General features: G+C 43.7%; 18 protein-coding genes. 3 read left to right on the top strand and 15 right to left on the bottom strand.

What is annotated here, in order from left to right:
- Positions 1 to 183: 183 nt before the first annotated feature.
- The 6 genes from ASD24_RS18795 to ASD24_RS18820 all read right to left on the bottom strand — a co-directional run bounded on the left by ASD24_RS18795 (position 184) and on the right by ASD24_RS18820 (position 3,865).
- Complete coding sequence (locus tag ASD24_RS18795) at positions 184 to 1,302, bottom strand: PTS fructose transporter subunit IIC (RefSeq protein WP_056698857.1); 1,119 nt, start codon at positions 1,300 to 1,302, stop codon at positions 184 to 186.
- A 28-nt stretch (positions 1,303 to 1,330) separates the two neighbouring features.
- The gene (locus ASD24_RS18800) at positions 1,331 to 1,648 is read right to left on the bottom strand and encodes a PTS fructose transporter subunit IIB (protein ID WP_056698859.1); all 318 of its coding nucleotides are present in this window, start codon (positions 1,646 to 1,648) and stop codon (positions 1,331 to 1,333) included.
- Positions 1,648 to 2,103 (bottom strand): PTS sugar transporter subunit IIA, encoded by a 456-nt coding sequence (locus tag ASD24_RS18805; RefSeq protein WP_056698862.1) that lies wholly within the window; start codon positions 2,101 to 2,103, stop codon positions 1,648 to 1,650. Before ASD24_RS18805 ends, ASD24_RS18800 begins: the two co-directional genes overlap by 1 nt.
- Before the next feature lie 260 nt (positions 2,104 to 2,363).
- On the bottom strand, positions 2,364 to 2,654 hold the full coding sequence (locus ASD24_RS18810; RefSeq protein WP_056698865.1) for a hypothetical protein: 291 nt from the start codon (positions 2,652 to 2,654) through the stop codon (positions 2,364 to 2,366).
- Between the two features lie 40 nt (positions 2,655 to 2,694).
- Positions 2,695 to 3,240, bottom strand: coding sequence for an AAA family ATPase (locus ASD24_RS18815; RefSeq protein WP_056698867.1), 546 nt, complete (start codon positions 3,238 to 3,240; stop codon positions 2,695 to 2,697).
- A gap of 55 nt (positions 3,241 to 3,295) precedes the next feature.
- Positions 3,296 to 3,865: a DMP19 family protein gene (locus ASD24_RS18820; protein ID WP_056698871.1), complete on the bottom strand. Its 570-nt coding sequence runs from the start codon at positions 3,863 to 3,865 to the stop codon at positions 3,296 to 3,298.
- Positions 3,866 to 4,136: 271 nt separating this feature from the next.
- Here ASD24_RS18820 and ASD24_RS18825 point away from each other — a divergent pair, with 271 nt between their 5' ends.
- The gene (locus tag ASD24_RS18825; protein WP_056698874.1) at positions 4,137 to 5,294 is read left to right on the top strand and encodes a glycosyltransferase family 4 protein; all 1,158 of its coding nucleotides are present in this window, start codon (positions 4,137 to 4,139) and stop codon (positions 5,292 to 5,294) included.
- A gap of 87 nt (positions 5,295 to 5,381) precedes the next feature.
- On the opposite strand, the gene ASD24_RS18830 is transcribed toward ASD24_RS18825, so the two are convergent.
- From ASD24_RS18830 to ASD24_RS18845, 4 genes are all read right to left on the bottom strand, one after another.
- Positions 5,382 to 6,410 (bottom strand): glycoside hydrolase family 5 protein, encoded by a 1,029-nt coding sequence (locus ASD24_RS18830; protein WP_056698876.1) that lies wholly within the window; start codon positions 6,408 to 6,410, stop codon positions 5,382 to 5,384.
- Positions 6,411 to 6,720: 310 nt separating this feature from the next.
- Positions 6,721 to 7,371 (bottom strand): DUF3298 and DUF4163 domain-containing protein, encoded by a 651-nt coding sequence (locus ASD24_RS18835; RefSeq protein ID WP_056698878.1) that lies wholly within the window; start codon positions 7,369 to 7,371, stop codon positions 6,721 to 6,723.
- 109 nt (positions 7,372 to 7,480) lie between these two features.
- Complete coding sequence (locus tag ASD24_RS18840; RefSeq protein ID WP_056698881.1) at positions 7,481 to 8,470, bottom strand: S66 family peptidase; 990 nt, start codon at positions 8,468 to 8,470, stop codon at positions 7,481 to 7,483.
- A 70-nt stretch (positions 8,471 to 8,540) separates the two neighbouring features.
- Complete coding sequence (locus ASD24_RS18845) at positions 8,541 to 9,320, bottom strand: Cof-type HAD-IIB family hydrolase (RefSeq protein ID WP_056699916.1); 780 nt, start codon at positions 9,318 to 9,320, stop codon at positions 8,541 to 8,543.
- Positions 9,321 to 9,433: 113 nt separating this feature from the next.
- Here ASD24_RS18845 and ASD24_RS18850 point away from each other — a divergent pair, with 113 nt between their 5' ends.
- Positions 9,434 to 9,943 carry an RNA polymerase sigma factor gene (locus ASD24_RS18850; protein ID WP_056698884.1) on the top strand — a complete coding sequence of 170 codons (510 nt, stop codon included), beginning with the start codon at positions 9,434 to 9,436 and terminating at the stop codon, positions 9,941 to 9,943.
- Between the two features lie 73 nt (positions 9,944 to 10,016).
- A complete protein-coding gene (locus tag ASD24_RS18855) occupies positions 10,017 to 10,997 on the top strand; it encodes an anti sigma factor C-terminal domain-containing protein (RefSeq protein ID WP_056698886.1) in 981 nt (326 codons plus the stop codon).
- Positions 10,998 to 11,058: 61 nt separating this feature from the next.
- Here the strand turns inward: ASD24_RS18855 and ASD24_RS18860 are convergent, their stop codons facing one another.
- The 5 genes from ASD24_RS18860 to ASD24_RS18875 all read right to left on the bottom strand — a co-directional run bounded on the left by ASD24_RS18860 (position 11,059) and on the right by ASD24_RS18875 (position 14,014).
- Positions 11,059 to 11,619, bottom strand: a complete 561-nt coding sequence (locus tag ASD24_RS18860; protein ID WP_056698890.1) for a GNAT family N-acetyltransferase — start codon at positions 11,617 to 11,619, stop codon at positions 11,059 to 11,061.
- Positions 11,616 to 12,422 carry a hypothetical protein gene (locus ASD24_RS18865; RefSeq protein WP_056698894.1) on the bottom strand — a complete coding sequence of 269 codons (807 nt, stop codon included), beginning with the start codon at positions 12,420 to 12,422 and terminating at the stop codon, positions 11,616 to 11,618. The genes ASD24_RS18860 and ASD24_RS18865 overlap by 4 nt, the downstream gene beginning before the upstream one ends.
- Positions 12,423 to 12,694: 272 nt before the next feature.
- A complete protein-coding gene (locus tag ASD24_RS30770) occupies positions 12,695 to 12,850 on the bottom strand; it encodes a hypothetical protein (RefSeq protein WP_235540671.1) in 156 nt (51 codons plus the stop codon).
- Between the two features lie 60 nt (positions 12,851 to 12,910).
- The gene (locus tag ASD24_RS18870) at positions 12,911 to 13,369 is read right to left on the bottom strand and encodes an NUDIX hydrolase (protein ID WP_056698897.1); all 459 of its coding nucleotides are present in this window, start codon (positions 13,367 to 13,369) and stop codon (positions 12,911 to 12,913) included.
- 33 nt (positions 13,370 to 13,402) lie between these two features.
- Positions 13,403 to 14,014, bottom strand: coding sequence for an HD domain-containing protein (locus ASD24_RS18875; protein ID WP_082560460.1), 612 nt, complete (start codon positions 14,012 to 14,014; stop codon positions 13,403 to 13,405).
- Positions 14,015 to 14,054: the final 40 nt, after the last annotated feature.

Genomic DNA, 14,054 nt, shown 5'->3' on the forward strand with positions numbered 1-14,054 from the left:
CCACTCCGATGACAGAACAACCTTCCGATCGCTGTTATCCCCAGATTTTTTTGATTCCCTTCTATAAAGGGAAAATCCGGGGATAAAGGCGAACGCTTCGCTTCTTCACGTTATTTCTGTCCTCTCCGTTCTCGTGTAAAAGTTTAGTTGAATACATATTGGTTCTAATAAATTCTCATTTATTTAGTCAAAAACAAGTTCAATCTCTTCTCCATTTTTCTTCACAGAAGCTTCCTTCGTTTCAGCAGGTTGTTTCTCTTCTTCATCACGGAAGTTAACAAGCATCGTTCCGCCCGCAACAATGAGTGCCCCGAAGATACCTCCGGCAAGGTACGCAAGTGGTGTACCTACGGAGATCGCACCGTACAATCCGCCGATCGGTGGCATGATGATGTGCGCGCCGAGCAACGCGGTTAATGCTGCACCTGATGCACAGGCAACCATGTTGACCAAAATCATTTTTGCAGGATTACGCAGCGTAAATGGAATTGCTCCTTCTGTGATCCCGATGACACCCATAATGACAGCGCCTTTACCCGCTTCCTGATACGTTTTGGAGAAACGTTTCTTCATCAGCAATGTTGCTAAACCGTAGCCAAGTGGTGGAATACAGATCGCAATGTTGATAAACACATTAGGCAGATATACACCAGACAGGAACAACGCGTTACCTGCCATCCAAGCGGCTTTGTTCACTGGTCCGCCGAGATCAAATCCGATCATCGCGCCCAGAATAATAACAAGCAAGACTGTATTGGTTCCGCTCTGACTCATGTTCTGTACCCATGTAATCAGGTAATCATTGAGTGCGCCCAGTGGCCCGCCAAGAACAACGGCCATCAGGAAACCCGTAAGTCCCACAGTGATCAGCGGCAAAATGATTAAGGGTACCGAGCCCGCGGCTGGACCTGTGATTTTAACTTTATTTTTGACCCAGAGCGTGATATATCCGGCAAAGAAACCCGAAATGAGCGCGCCTAGGAAACCTGCGTTTGTCTGTTGAGCCAATACCCCACCGATCAGACCTGCGGCCAGCGCCGGTTTGTCAGCAATGGAATAAGCAATGTAACCAGACAATACAATGGTCAGTAGCCCGATACCGCTCCAACCTACATTTTGTACCAGGTATAAAATATGCAAGAATCCGCTTCCATCTTTATATGGATCAAGGTCTGTTATGCCCATCGACAACGCGATGATCTTACAGATCGCTACAACCAAGGAACCCGCGATAATAACTGGCAACAGGTAGGATATACCTGTCATGAGATGTGTTTTTGCTTCACCAAACCATTTTCTCATCTTACTCTCTCCTCATATGGAAGATAATTTAGGATTGTGCTTTTACCGCTTCTACCGCTTTGGTTAGTACCGCTTCAGCTTGACTAACCGCATGACCAATTTTGACACGTACGACCTTCTTATCGCCGAATCGCTCCATATCCTTCACCGTTTGATCCGAAGCAATGAGTACAAAATTAGCCGCTGCAATATCTTCCTCTGTCAGCTTGTTCACTTGACCCATAGCACCTTGCTGCTCGACTTTGATCTCGTAACCCAATTGAACTGCTGCCTTCTCCAATGCTTTTGCTGCCATTGGCGTGTGAGCAAGCCCTGCGATACATGACGTTACACCTACGATTTTCATTATGACACCAATCCTTCCGTATATTGATGAAGCAAGCCATATACATCTTCCGGCTTCGCCGCTGCTGCAATGCCCTCTTTGAATGAATCTTCGAGTAATAACGTGGCAAGTGAGGAAATGATCCTCAGATGAGATACGTCCACATGACCCTTCGGTACCAGTATGACAAAAATGTATTTCACGGGCTTCCCATCATGAGATTCCCAGTCAATCGGCTCGTTCAAACGAATCACCATCACCGCTGGACGAGTCACTGCTTCGCTCTGCGTATGTGGAATTGCGAAGTGATCTTGCAACCCCGTGGAATAGACCTGTTCACGCTCCCACAAATCAGCTTCAAGCTGCTCGCGGTTACTTGTAATGTGATAACGTTCAGCTTCTGCAGAAATGAATTGAAATACATCCTCTTTGTTAGGCAATGATTGATCCAGATAAATCTGATCTGTTGTAATCATGATTCCTGTCTCTCCTCTCTCTCTCCAACACGATAAGCGCTTACAAGATCATTGTAACGGATTGTTTGACCAGCTTGGATATACAAAATTTCCCCTTCGAACCGGAAAAACATTAAATCAGCCCAAAAACCCCGAGTCAGAAGGACTCAGGGAAGATAGTGAACTATGATTAATTGAAGGGTGAACGATACCCAGCATGTATTTGTTAACAGTATCTATGTTTTTTTCAAATACATCCAGGTTGTTTCACGAGCATTTCGTTACAAATGTGCCTTCCGTTGCTTCATTCTTGAACGAACACGATAGTACAGACACGCGAAGAGGAGTAGCCCCGCTTCAATCAATAACATGAATGTCAGATCAGCTCGAACAACCGTCCCGAACGCAACTGTAGATTGCAATTTCTCCGCAGAGGCAAAGCTGTCTGCAATAGCCGGTTCATATTGGTACGTTAATATCATACCTTGGATGACTTGCCAACAGATGATGCCTACGGTTAACAGTAAACTTACGATGATGGATTCAAGCACCAATGGTTTGTTCAATCTCATCGCTTAGTCTTCCTTAGGATTAGGATTGTAGGGTTGAACGCTATTCCAAAGCCAATTCCTTCTGCATTACGTTGGAATAAATGTGCTTGACCACATCATCCGTAGTTAGACCATCGGTTATAATATGTTGTTCGAACCGCGCATCCTGAAGTGCCTTTAGACATTTAACCGCTTGTTGGTACGTCCATCCACCCAGCTTATCTCCACGTTTGGCTATTCTCTCATGTAACGTCTCCATTGAAGTCATCAGCGTAAAATGATATAGATCGCTATCTAATTCACTAAGCCCACCATGAATATATTCGAAGCGTTCTGTATTATAGATTGTCATCGGTACAATTAGGTGTTTATTATACTTCTGCCTCAGTTCATGAGCGATGGTTACGGTAAGGATTTTCCATAGCTCCATATCCTGAAAATCATCTGTTTGCTCTTCCTTCATTCTTACGTCTTCTGGAATTACCTTTCGCAGCATATAGCCTATTTCTTCAGGGTCAAAGATCATACTGTTTGGTATTAATGGCTGTAGCTGGTTCGCTGCCGACGTTTTACCTGCGCCAAATGCTCCATTGATCATCACAATCATGTAAGTCCACTCCTCCGTATCACGTTCGTCGTGTATACATATTAAGTTCGCTTCATTATTTAGATAAGAGCTGCTCCAACTGTTGCTTCAAACTGACCATGTTCGCATCCACGTACTGATAAAGCATTTCAAATACTTCTTCATTGTCAGATTGCATCAGTAATCCTTCCGCTGCAAGCTGTACTTGTTGCATGACCTCATGAATCTGCTGTCCATGCACCTCCAAGGAATTCGTTACCTCCCCTTCAGACAACCCATTCACATTTTCTCTGAGCTGTGCAGTACTCACACCGTTCGAAGATAACATGTCTTGAATGCTCTGCATAATCTCTGCATCGGTCTCATTACCGATCCGCTGTAATACTGCTGTCGTTTCACTTAAAAATCGCCCACTTGAATTTTCCAAATATCCGGCTATTCCATTCATTGATAATTCAGTGTCTAATTCTATAATCAGGATCATTTCTCGTAAGATTTGCGGGAGCTCTGTTCCACATTCTCTTATCGTTGCAAATTCAGCGCGGTATAGATCCATCGCTACGCTACCCACCACTTCTTCACCTGACATGGATTCAAGTTGATCCAAAGGTAATAATTCCTGTAATTCTTCTATTAATTGTTTCATTCCTCTGCCTCCAATAATTCTCTATCTTTAACGAACAAATTAACATGACGACTTACCATTATGTGCTACCAGAATGCGCCGACACCTCATCCCATCATAGCAGAATATGCTGTACAAGATATGCTGACAGAATACTTACCAGCTTAGTAAACGGATGTGCTGTATCGTGCTTACAATTTACAAGAAAACGCAATAAGTTAACGTGCCGTTGACTTCTCCATAATGAACGGTTGTTATGATCTTGGCATCAAGAGTCACGGGAGGGATGATCATGCGCCTGGCCTTGTTCACGGATACTTATGCTCCAGATACGAATGGCGTTGCTGCCACACTCGAACGTTGGAGTACCCATATGCAGCGCAGAGGGATCGAACATCTGTTATTCACACCTAACTCCATTATCGAGAGCAATGATGATTGTCCAGTGCGGCCTGTTGCTAATATCCCATTTTTCCTCTATCCCGAATGTCGAATTGCTCTACCCAGCAGAACCTCCACCTACAAACAATTGCAGGCTTTTCAGCCGGATCTGTTACATATCTCCACGCCATTCAATATGGGGCTGCTTGGCCTCCGCTATGCACACAAATATCATCTTCCGCATGTCGTATCCTATCATACCCACTTCGATCGTTACCTCGAATATTACAGATTAAAAAGCATGATTCCCCTCTACTGGAAGTATGTCCAATGGTTCCACCGCGGAGCCGACGCTACATTCGCCCCTTCACTGGAGACTCTCGAATGGTTGCACAAACAAGGCATTCAGCGATTAAAGCAATGGTCGCGCGGAATTGACTGCAATCTATATACACCGGATAAACGAAATTCAGAATTCCGTATTCGTCATGGGATTACTGCTCCGCTCATCCTGCTCTACGTTGGACGAATCGCGCCTGAGAAGGATATCGGCACACTTACTATGGCGATGCAGCATTTACCGGCTGAGCTGCAATCGCGTATTCACTGGGTTATCGTTGGCGATGGACCACTACTCCCCAAAATGCGTCAACAAGCACCAGCAAATGTAACATTCACTGGTTATTTGCATGGGGATGAGCTTGCTCATATGTATGCTTCGGCAGATCTATTTGTATTTCCTTCCTGTACGGAAACGTTCGGCAATGTCGTACTGGAGGCTATGGCTTCGGGCTTGCCTGTATTAGCAGCTAATGCTGGCGGTGTAAGGGATCTTGTCGCTGACCATCGAAGTGGCATATTGTTTGAACCGGGGCGTGCAGATGCACTGATTCGTGAGATAGATCTGTGGGCAAATCATCCTGAGCAGCTTAAAGTCATGGGCATACATGGGCGAAAACTTGCACATCAGCGGTCATGGGAGAACATCTTCGACCAGCTCATTGCAGACTATGAGAAGATTATTGAGCAGCGGAATCGGCGCTTCAAAACAACCTTTTCCTCCGCCTAGGCTCACCCTCCAATCTACCTGCGGCAGGTTTGCATTCAAACTCCTGACGCAGGTACAAATTGGGATAGTATGTGTTTATTATGCCACCTATGTTGCAGGAACCGGTTGGTACCCTGGTGTGGTGTAGATCCGATTCAGAACCGACGTTTGCTGCGTACCGTTAGGGCCATTCACAACCGTTTGTCCCCAATTCGTCAGTGCACCCCCTGGACCATTATTCAGATCAAGGTACTCCACACCACCGCCATTTCCATACCAAGACCAGGCGAGCCAGCCTACTCCTTTTTGCTGAGCGTAACTCATAATAGTCGCCTCATCCACGTCACCACTGGTATGCTGGAAGCCGAACTCTCCAACGATAACAGGCACGCCAATAGCGAGCGCTTGATCAATGTTATTTTTTACCGTGGCTGCATCTCCGCCTGCATATTCATACATGTGAATGGAGAAGATCGTGTTCGCGAGTGGGTCGGAGTTAAAGACATCTAATCCTTTGTCAAAGATCGCCGTTGGGTACTGCCCCCATCCTGCTGTATCTACCACAAGGGTATTGCGAATCCCCGCCTGACGAAGCTCAGGAATGACCTGCTGATATCCGGCAGCCCAGACATCCGTGCCCCATGAACCATACCACTCGTTGGCGATGTTCACGATGACACGATCCTCCTTACCAATTAGCGCCTGCTTGATGCTGATAAAATAATCCGAAGCCTTCTTAAGCTCCGCTATACTATCGGAACCGGTTGCATCATGAACTTCCAGCATAACTGTCAGCTGGTACTGATCACAGAGTGCTAGAATTCGCTCCACATCAGCAAGCGAGTCTGCTGTCCAGCGGCTTCCATTCGATAGTACGACTCGTACAGTGTTGGAACCTGTCGCCGCGATAGCTGGAATCGCAGTTTCCAGATCGTTCTTAAACCAGGTATGCGCATGGTTTATACCACGCATAACAAACGGAGCTCCCGTAGCATCCAATAGATTAGTACCGCTTACATGAAATCCTTGCACAGGACTTGCATTTGCCGAAGCCGAGTGGGGTGAATATGCGACAGATACTAACATGAACGATAAGGTCAACAGAACGGCTTTTCGTAACCAACAACCAATAGGCATCAACTAAAACCTCCTTCATGGAATGGGTTAAGCTTCGCTTACGGTATGCATGCACATAGAAGCCATACAGATCACTAACGTTGCATTGTTCCTCTATCACCTCCCGAATACCTTAAATATACTATAAAATGACGAAGAACACTGGAATTATTTAGAATATTTTAAATATTTTTATGAAATTATGTATGTACTCGTTCTATCGCTCGTGCATTCCACTAGTCATGGAACTGAAAATAATAAAAAACATGATTCAGTTAAGAACCATGCTTGGTTAAACCTAGTTTCATAATCGTCATCTTGACTCTTAAATCTATTTGCTTATTTTGCTATAGGGAACTTTAACATCAACGAATCCTGCAGCGTATGGGGCAACTTCATAAGGATAGAAGCGAATTACGATCCCCTTATCATAGAGGTAAAATGCAGGCTCTTGATCTAATGGGAAATCATTAATATTTTCTTCAAAGATACCTTGATTCGCATTATACATCGCTCTAAGGCTGCTTGAGATCGAGTCTTCTAAATTGGCTAGTTGGTCATCATTTTGCACAAAATTTATAAACTTCAGTTTCTTGCCCGTTCTAAGATCATAGTTGTAGGACGTAGAGGATGGAAAACCATGTGCTGCTCCTGCATAAATATAATCCTCGTACACAACAGATATCTTTTCTTTCTGATTGAATTTCACTGTAGCACTTGTGGTGCTTACAGAGTACTTTTTATTTTCCCTTTTAATCTTTTTGTCTGCACTCACAATGTTAACTGCATGTACCTTAAACATCTTATTAAGCTTCGCTGTCACACTCTTGTTTCCACCTGAAAGCTCTATGTACGGTTGGCCTTTGTAATAAAGCACTTTCGATTTCACTGCAATCGTACCTGCTGCACTTGCATCTGCTGTAGGTAAGACGATTGTAGTGATTAAAGCAAGAATAAGAACATACACCCATCTGAATTTCATGATTCACCTCTAGATTTCCACATCGGCTGTGGGATTGTCTGCTTACATATGCCAAACGTAATTATATTAACCTTTCCTATTTTTAACAAGTAAGATATCCATTAATTTTTCACTCCGACATGTACTCCGAAATCCAGAGTTCTACGCTCGTTCCTTGTGCGTGAAGCCTGACCTTGCCCCCAATAGGGAAGGTAAAGTGTGGTGCGGTATGTCCAAAATCGACATCTGCAATAACCGGAATCTGCGTTAATTCTCGCTTGCTGCGAATGATTTTCTCTAATAATTGCAGTGTCATTCCTGATGCTCTCTGGAATCTACCAATGACTAGCCCTCTCACCTGTTCGAACCCAGGCTGATGAATAAGTGATTGGAGATCACGATCGAATGTAGACGGGTCGGCCATATAGTCATCCTCAACGAACAGAACTGTCTCTTCTAGAGATGGCATATATTCTGTACCTTGAAGTAGATTCAATGTGCATAGATTGCCGCCAATAATGGTTCCTTCTGCCTGTCCTTCGTTCAGAATCACCGGCCCTTGGTTCGTAATAAACTGACGATTCTCCTGATCCCGATACCACGCATCATCACTCCATGCTTCAGAGGGTGTAACGTGAATTAAATCGGCCGATCCCATCATCATTTTCTCGAAAAACTCGACGGTGTATTCATTGCCATGAAGTATAGCAAACGTCGAGAACGCAGGACCCGAATAGGTTATCAGCCCTGTCTTCGTATAGATAGCGGTACTCAATGCAGTAATATCGGAGTAGCCACAGAACCGCTTCGGATTGGCCTGAATAAGTGAATAGTCGATATATTGCAGCAACTGATTGGAGTTGAACCCACCAATAGTTGCCAGTATTCCTTTGACTTGCGGATCAGCAAAGGCTGCATGCAAATCTTGAATACGCGATTCAATAGAGGACGAAGCAAAATCATCCATCTCATATGCGTTAGCCGAAAAAGAGACGATTAGACCCAAGGCCTCCAATCGTTCTTTGGCTAGTTTAATATGCTCCTCTTCTATAATGGAGAGACTTCTCGATGGGGAGATCACACGAACTTCGTCTCCTGGTTGCAGTTTAGGTGCTATCATAGGGAAAATTCCTCCTTATTTCTTTTTAGAAGATTCACACCATTCTACATGAAAATCCATAATTAGGATATCAATAGATGAGCTTAAATGCCTTCAATGCATGCATAATCCCATCCTCACTTGCTTTTCGCGTAATATAATCTGCGCTTAACTTAATGCGTTCTCCCCCGTTCCCCATCGCAACACCCAGACCAACATACTCCAACAGATCGATATCATTCTCACCGTCTCCAAACGCCATTGCCTCTTCTCGGGAAATGTTTAGAAACGTGAGTACTTTCTCAGCAGCGGATGACTTGGATACCATATTCTCTTCTAGCACATTGGATACATACTCATGGAAACGCACAAAATTCAGGGATGGAAACTGCCTATGATATATCTCCGCTTCCGCTTGATCTGCATATAGACAGAGACAATATATTTCGCTATCTAACGAATTAATTCTCCCAGGGTACTCCATAATGCCCAACGTGTCTCTTAATGCATCCGTAATACGTACATCGGTTTCAAAGTCCCCGTTCATCTCAAACGTCTCTGTAAAATAGGAAATACCATGACCATTCTCCTGTGCAAATTCGCTGAACGTTCTTACCATGTCGGGTGAGAGTACAGACTTATGGATCACTTGTTCTCCACTCTTAATCAAGGCACCATTGGCTGAAATGATCGTATCGATGCCCAATCTCCTGAATTCCTCACATAGATTATAGGGTCTGCCTGTTACTAAGACGACTTGGATTCCTCGGCGAAGCAGCTCTTGAATCGATCGCTCTGTTCGAGGTGATAGCGTTCGATCCACCTCACTTAATAAAGTTCCATCTATATCCATGAATACAATTTTAATCATTTCATGCATGTGCTTTGGCTTGTCCACAAAATTAACCTCCTAACATTTTCAAATGTACTGTAACATAATTGACATTGCGCCGTTGTCTTAAGAGAAGGAGGAGGAAACTTGAAATGAGGAGTGATCTATATGCCGAACTATTCAAGCAGTACCAATCCTCCCTGCATCTCTATCTCTACCGCATGTGTGGATCTCAGGAGACCGCTGAGGAGTTAGTTCAAGAAACATTCTACAGGGCTATGGTATCTATGAAAGCCGAGCATGCAAGCTACGCCAGAGCGTGGTTGTACAAAGTAGCCCGGCACTTATTTATTGATTGGTATCGTAAACAACGTGGTGAAATGCAAATGAATCGGGAACTGGAACAGCAAGGTTCAGAAAATACATACCGTTCTCCAGAGGAAGTACTTAACGCACGTGAACGAACCATTCGTATTCAACAGGTGATGAAGAAGCTTCCTGAACAGTATCGAACCATATTGTTACTACGCGAAATGAACGAGTTATCTTACAAGGAGCTTTGCGAAATTCTGGATATGAATATGAACCAGGTCAAGGTTACCCTTTTTCGTGCCAGAGAACGATTCAAAGCAGAGATGCTTCAAATGAAAGGAGACGATTGAGAATGTCTAATCACACAGAACATGATGAGCAGCGTGTCCTTCAAGAAGAAGATTTTGAGGATCTTCATCCTGAATGGGGTCAAAAGCAGTTCAAACGCATGGTATGGAAGACGAGATGGAAATTTTCCTTAACGCAGGAGGTGCTCTATTTCTCGTATTTATCGTCTACCACATCTATGTATCATCACTCCATATCTACTTCGATCAATCAAAAGTACGCAATGACTTCCTACGTTCCATCGTATCTGTTGTAGAGATGCACGGTGATGGGCTACGTGTAGAAAAGCCCGTTCATGAAGCTTTTGAGGTTAGTCCGTTTCTAACTCAAAAAGCGAATCTGAAAATATATCGACAAGTAGGCTCATGGGAAGTAATCACTGGAGAGATTGAAGCGGAACTAAGTATCAGCGGCAAATTGAGCTATACGTTTACCAATACAGGAGCATATATGAATGGCAACAGCCCCGGTCCTTTTTATCTTCCTTACTCTCTTATATCCGATAAGCCTGTTGAGGAAGATGCTAACGATAGTATGAACTTGAACAGGCTTGCTAAAATTGATGATGGGCATGTCGCAGAGTTATCCCTTTCCGTGAAAAATCTAATATCTCCAGAACAACTGATGAAGCTTCTCGCCAATTACGATGTTGGGGTAACCGCGATGTCAATCTATGCAGGTGAATTGAAGGAGTTAGATATCTCCTATTCACGCTCGGGTATGTACGACTATATGACGCCTCATCTCACGCTAAAACCTCTTACCTTATTCGGAGAAACTGGTTCTAGTTGGTATGCCTACTTTGCACCAGACGAGGCAGAACAGATGCAAGAGCAAGTTCAAGCGATGATGTCTGATCTGGAATGGATGACTAGCAATGTACAATACAATGGTTCGGATGTGGATCAGCAGCGTCTTGCCTATTTGAAAAAAAATGGCGTGCAAGTCTATGGGGCTGTCGTTACAGGTCCTGTACGTGAGTTGGAGAAAATAACAAAGCTGCCGGAATTTCATCAATTCCAGCTTAATCGCGTAGAGATATGGAACTGGAATTAAGCCATTGTAAAAAAAGAGATGATTCCTGTTCGACAGAGGATCATCTCTTCTTGTTTTTGTGTTATTTGGCTGCAAAATCCTTCACGTCACACAGCCAGATCATATGATCTGCCCCTTCTCCCCAGTAGTCTCGTAACACGGTGTGAGGCTTACCGAATTTCCGTTTCCAGCGCTGTTGGGCATGTTTATAACCGCTATCCAGACAGAACTTTTCTAGACCACGCCGCTGAAGTTCACCGATTAACGCCTGAATTAGAGCAGAACCGATTCCCTGACCTTGTAATTTGGGTAAAATGTACAACGTACCCAGTTCACCGATATCTGCCAGTTCCTGATTAGTGCCCTTACGAATGATCTCACTACAAGGCGCAAAGGAAATCGTTCCAACGACTGTATCTTCCCTCTTCGCTAGGAGAAAAAACATCGTTTCATCCTGATTATGGCTTTGTTGCAAGGCCATTTGGAGCAGCCTTTTTTTGTCATTCACTTCATTCCAGAAGTCATCATGTAGAGTATCCAAACCTTCGTCCTGAAACGCACCTCGAATGGCTGTCTCAAACACTAAGTTGGCGCTATCCACATCTGATGCCGTTAAGGGATGAATGGTAATCAGGCGATTCATACGTCTTGTTCTCTCCGTTTCAGTTCAACATTCACACGCTCTGCTTGTAACTGTTCAAATAATTGCGCCAGGTCTGTATGAAGCACCGGCTGCTCTTGAACGAGCAGATCAATATAGGCTGAGCCAGTTGCATAGAAAATAAGCCGACTGAGCGGTTTCTCTGTTCCCACACGATTCTGTTCCAATTCGAACTTTGCTCGAATTAGGTTCTCGATATACCGAGCATAACCTTCATTCCACTCCAGCCAGTTCCAGAATTCACCGGCTTCTAAGCTAAGTGAGCTAAATAACTGTGTTCGAATCTCTCTTACCTGCTTGATGTCCTTTTTTTGTAACGCAAAGTTAAGTTCGTCAATGATGCCAACAATCGTCTCATCGTCATAAGGAAACTCATAATCAATTTCCCAGCTTACCCGTTTTCGCTGCTCCATCGTGCTTTTGATACCAATACGCCCACCAACCTGCTCTCTGTACTGTTCATACACATAACAATGGACGAATTCATGAAACAGATAGACCTTCTGTTCAAAGCTTTGGAACACCGCATCGGTAACGACTGCACATACGCGCCAATCCATATGAGGTATTGGAAATGCTGCCATACATTCCTCTGGAATGTTCATGTCATCTGGAACGGTTTTGACCCATTCATACTGCTGTGTATCTATAGAATAATCGTAGATATATAGAAGAGATTCGTATGCTACAACCACCGGATAATACTCTGCAAACATCGGGTGTATGCTTACCAGATCTTTCTGAATCACCTGTAGTTCATTAATTTGTTCTAAAAAGGTATCCATATCATTAACCTCTCTTAAATGGAGTGATAGTGCAATCATACCAATAAAAGATCAATAAAACACTGAGAGAAAAATGATAATTCTATTTTTATTGAACTAAAGAATATTCACATTGGTCACTTCGATGACAGAACAACCTTCCGATCACTGTTATCCCCAGATTTCTTTTAATTCCCTTTTCCAAAGGGGAAATCCGGGGATAAAGGCGAACGCTCCGCTTCTTCAGGTTATTTCTGTCCTCTCCGTTTTCATGTAAATATTTTGTTCAATTTCTATTGCCGATCCCCGCGCTTCTCACTTAGATAAATATCAAGTGCCTTGATTCCCCGATGTCCAAGTCTAATAAAAACAATAAGAGCATAAAGCACAAGCCCCGCAACTGCGAAATAATATAACATGACCAACGATGTAATGAAGTCAAAACTCATCATAGTACCTCCTGCTAAAATATAAATTAAATCGTAGTGTTATATATTAGCACATTTTTCCTAATCAGGCATTTTGATATATCCTGTATTTTGTAACACATATGCTGTAATCGGATTGATCTCTGGAATCGGTTGGGATAGATCAAAGTAACGCAGCTCCAATCCTTCATCGTCCATAATCTGAGGTTCCCCTTCTACGTCCAATGCTTCATATACAGCCATCACATTATAGATCTCGTCCCCGTGCGGATAGCGATAATACATGTCTTGTCCCGAAAACACCGTAATGAGTCGATACGCCCCCGCTCTCAAACCTGCTTCCTCATACAATTCACGTGCTGCTGTTTCCTCCAAGGATTCACCCAGCTCCATCGAACCTCCAATCGTTCCCCAGTCCAGACTGTCGGTGCGTTTTTGCAAGAGCACATGTCCTTGTTCGTTAAACACCAGTACACAGGAACCTGTCAAAATTAGTGGTCGTGAGCCCAAAATTGTCCTTAGTTCCGTGATATATCCCATAGGCTACCTCCTTCTTCTATACCAAAACTACATTTATTCTGAAGTAACCTGGGGTGCTGACTTCGCTAAAATCCCTTGATCGACAGAATCCTGTACAATCTCTTGTACGTATGCCCACAGCGTCTCGGAACCTCTCTCGACTTCACGGTTTCGATTCAATACCTGTTCGCTGGTGATGTTGTTCTTCATCCAGGTATCTCCTTCATTCTGATGATTATGTATAACTGGTTGCATACGATCCAGTGATGAAGCAAATGCAGCTTCCGGCGTTTCTTTTGCTTCAAACTCTAACCATAGATTCATTAATTCTTCTGCTTGAGCCTGTGGCAGCAGTCCAAATAATCGGTTGGCGGCCTGAATTTCCCGCTCATATTTATCCGTATAACCCACCGTATCATAAGCAAATGTATCTCCCGCATCGATCTCTACCAGATCGTGAACCAGTAACATCTTCATCACTTTAAGCAGATCCACATCCTGATTCGCGTGACCTTGCAAGATCAAGGCCATCATTGCGAGATGCCAGGAATGCTCTGCATCATTTTCACGTCGATCACCATGAATAATTCGGGTCTGTCGTTCAATCGTCTTCAATTTATCAATCTCAATTAAGAACTGCATTTGCTGTTGCAACAATTCATTCATGTCCAATCTCCTTCACATAACAAAATAACGATACGCCCAA

Origin of the sequence: Paenibacillus sp. Root52 (assembly GCF_001426865.1) — a bacterium.
Classification (GTDB): Bacteria; Bacillota; Bacilli; order Paenibacillales; family Paenibacillaceae; genus Paenibacillus.

Bases quoted from the DNA above. Each gene is read 5' to 3' on its own strand.
- ASD24_RS18795 (WP_056698857.1), bottom strand. From the start codon at position 1,302: ATGAGAAAATGGTTTGGTGAAGCAAAAACACATCTCATGACAGGTATA.
- ASD24_RS18800 (WP_056698859.1), bottom strand. From the start codon at position 1,648: ATGAAAATCGTAGGTGTAACGTCATGTATCGCAGGGCTTGCTCACACG.
- ASD24_RS18805 (WP_056698862.1), bottom strand. From the start codon at position 2,103: ATGATTACAACAGATCAGATTTATCTGGATCAATCATTGCCTAACAAA.
- ASD24_RS18810 (WP_056698865.1), bottom strand. From the start codon at position 2,654: ATGAGATTGAACAAACCATTGGTGCTTGAATCCATCATCGTAAGTTTA.
- ASD24_RS18815 (WP_056698867.1), bottom strand. From the start codon at position 3,240: ATGATTGTGATGATCAATGGAGCATTTGGCGCAGGTAAAACGTCGGCA.
- ASD24_RS18820 (WP_056698871.1), bottom strand. From the start codon at position 3,865: ATGAAACAATTAATAGAAGAATTACAGGAATTATTACCTTTGGATCAA.
- ASD24_RS18825 (WP_056698874.1), top strand. From the start codon at position 4,137: ATGCGCCTGGCCTTGTTCACGGATACTTATGCTCCAGATACGAATGGC.
- ASD24_RS18830 (WP_056698876.1), bottom strand. From the start codon at position 6,410: ATGCCTATTGGTTGTTGGTTACGAAAAGCCGTTCTGTTGACCTTATCG.
- ASD24_RS18835 (WP_056698878.1), bottom strand. From the start codon at position 7,371: ATGAAATTCAGATGGGTGTATGTTCTTATTCTTGCTTTAATCACTACA.
- ASD24_RS18840 (WP_056698881.1), bottom strand. From the start codon at position 8,470: ATGATAGCACCTAAACTGCAACCAGGAGACGAAGTTCGTGTGATCTCC.
- ASD24_RS18845 (WP_056699916.1), bottom strand. From the start codon at position 9,320: ATGATTAAAATTGTATTCATGGATATAGATGGAACTTTATTAAGTGAG.
- ASD24_RS18850 (WP_056698884.1), top strand. From the start codon at position 9,434: ATGAGGAGTGATCTATATGCCGAACTATTCAAGCAGTACCAATCCTCC.
- ASD24_RS18855 (WP_056698886.1), top strand. From the start codon at position 10,017: ATGGGGTCAAAAGCAGTTCAAACGCATGGTATGGAAGACGAGATGGAA.
- ASD24_RS18860 (WP_056698890.1), bottom strand. From the start codon at position 11,619: ATGAATCGCCTGATTACCATTCATCCCTTAACGGCATCAGATGTGGAT.
- ASD24_RS18865 (WP_056698894.1), bottom strand. From the start codon at position 12,422: ATGGATACCTTTTTAGAACAAATTAATGAACTACAGGTGATTCAGAAA.
- ASD24_RS30770 (WP_235540671.1), bottom strand. From the start codon at position 12,850: ATGAGTTTTGACTTCATTACATCGTTGGTCATGTTATATTATTTCGCA.
- ASD24_RS18870 (WP_056698897.1), bottom strand. From the start codon at position 13,369: ATGGGATATATCACGGAACTAAGGACAATTTTGGGCTCACGACCACTA.
- ASD24_RS18875 (WP_082560460.1), bottom strand. From the start codon at position 14,014: ATGAATGAATTGTTGCAACAGCAAATGCAGTTCTTAATTGAGATTGAT.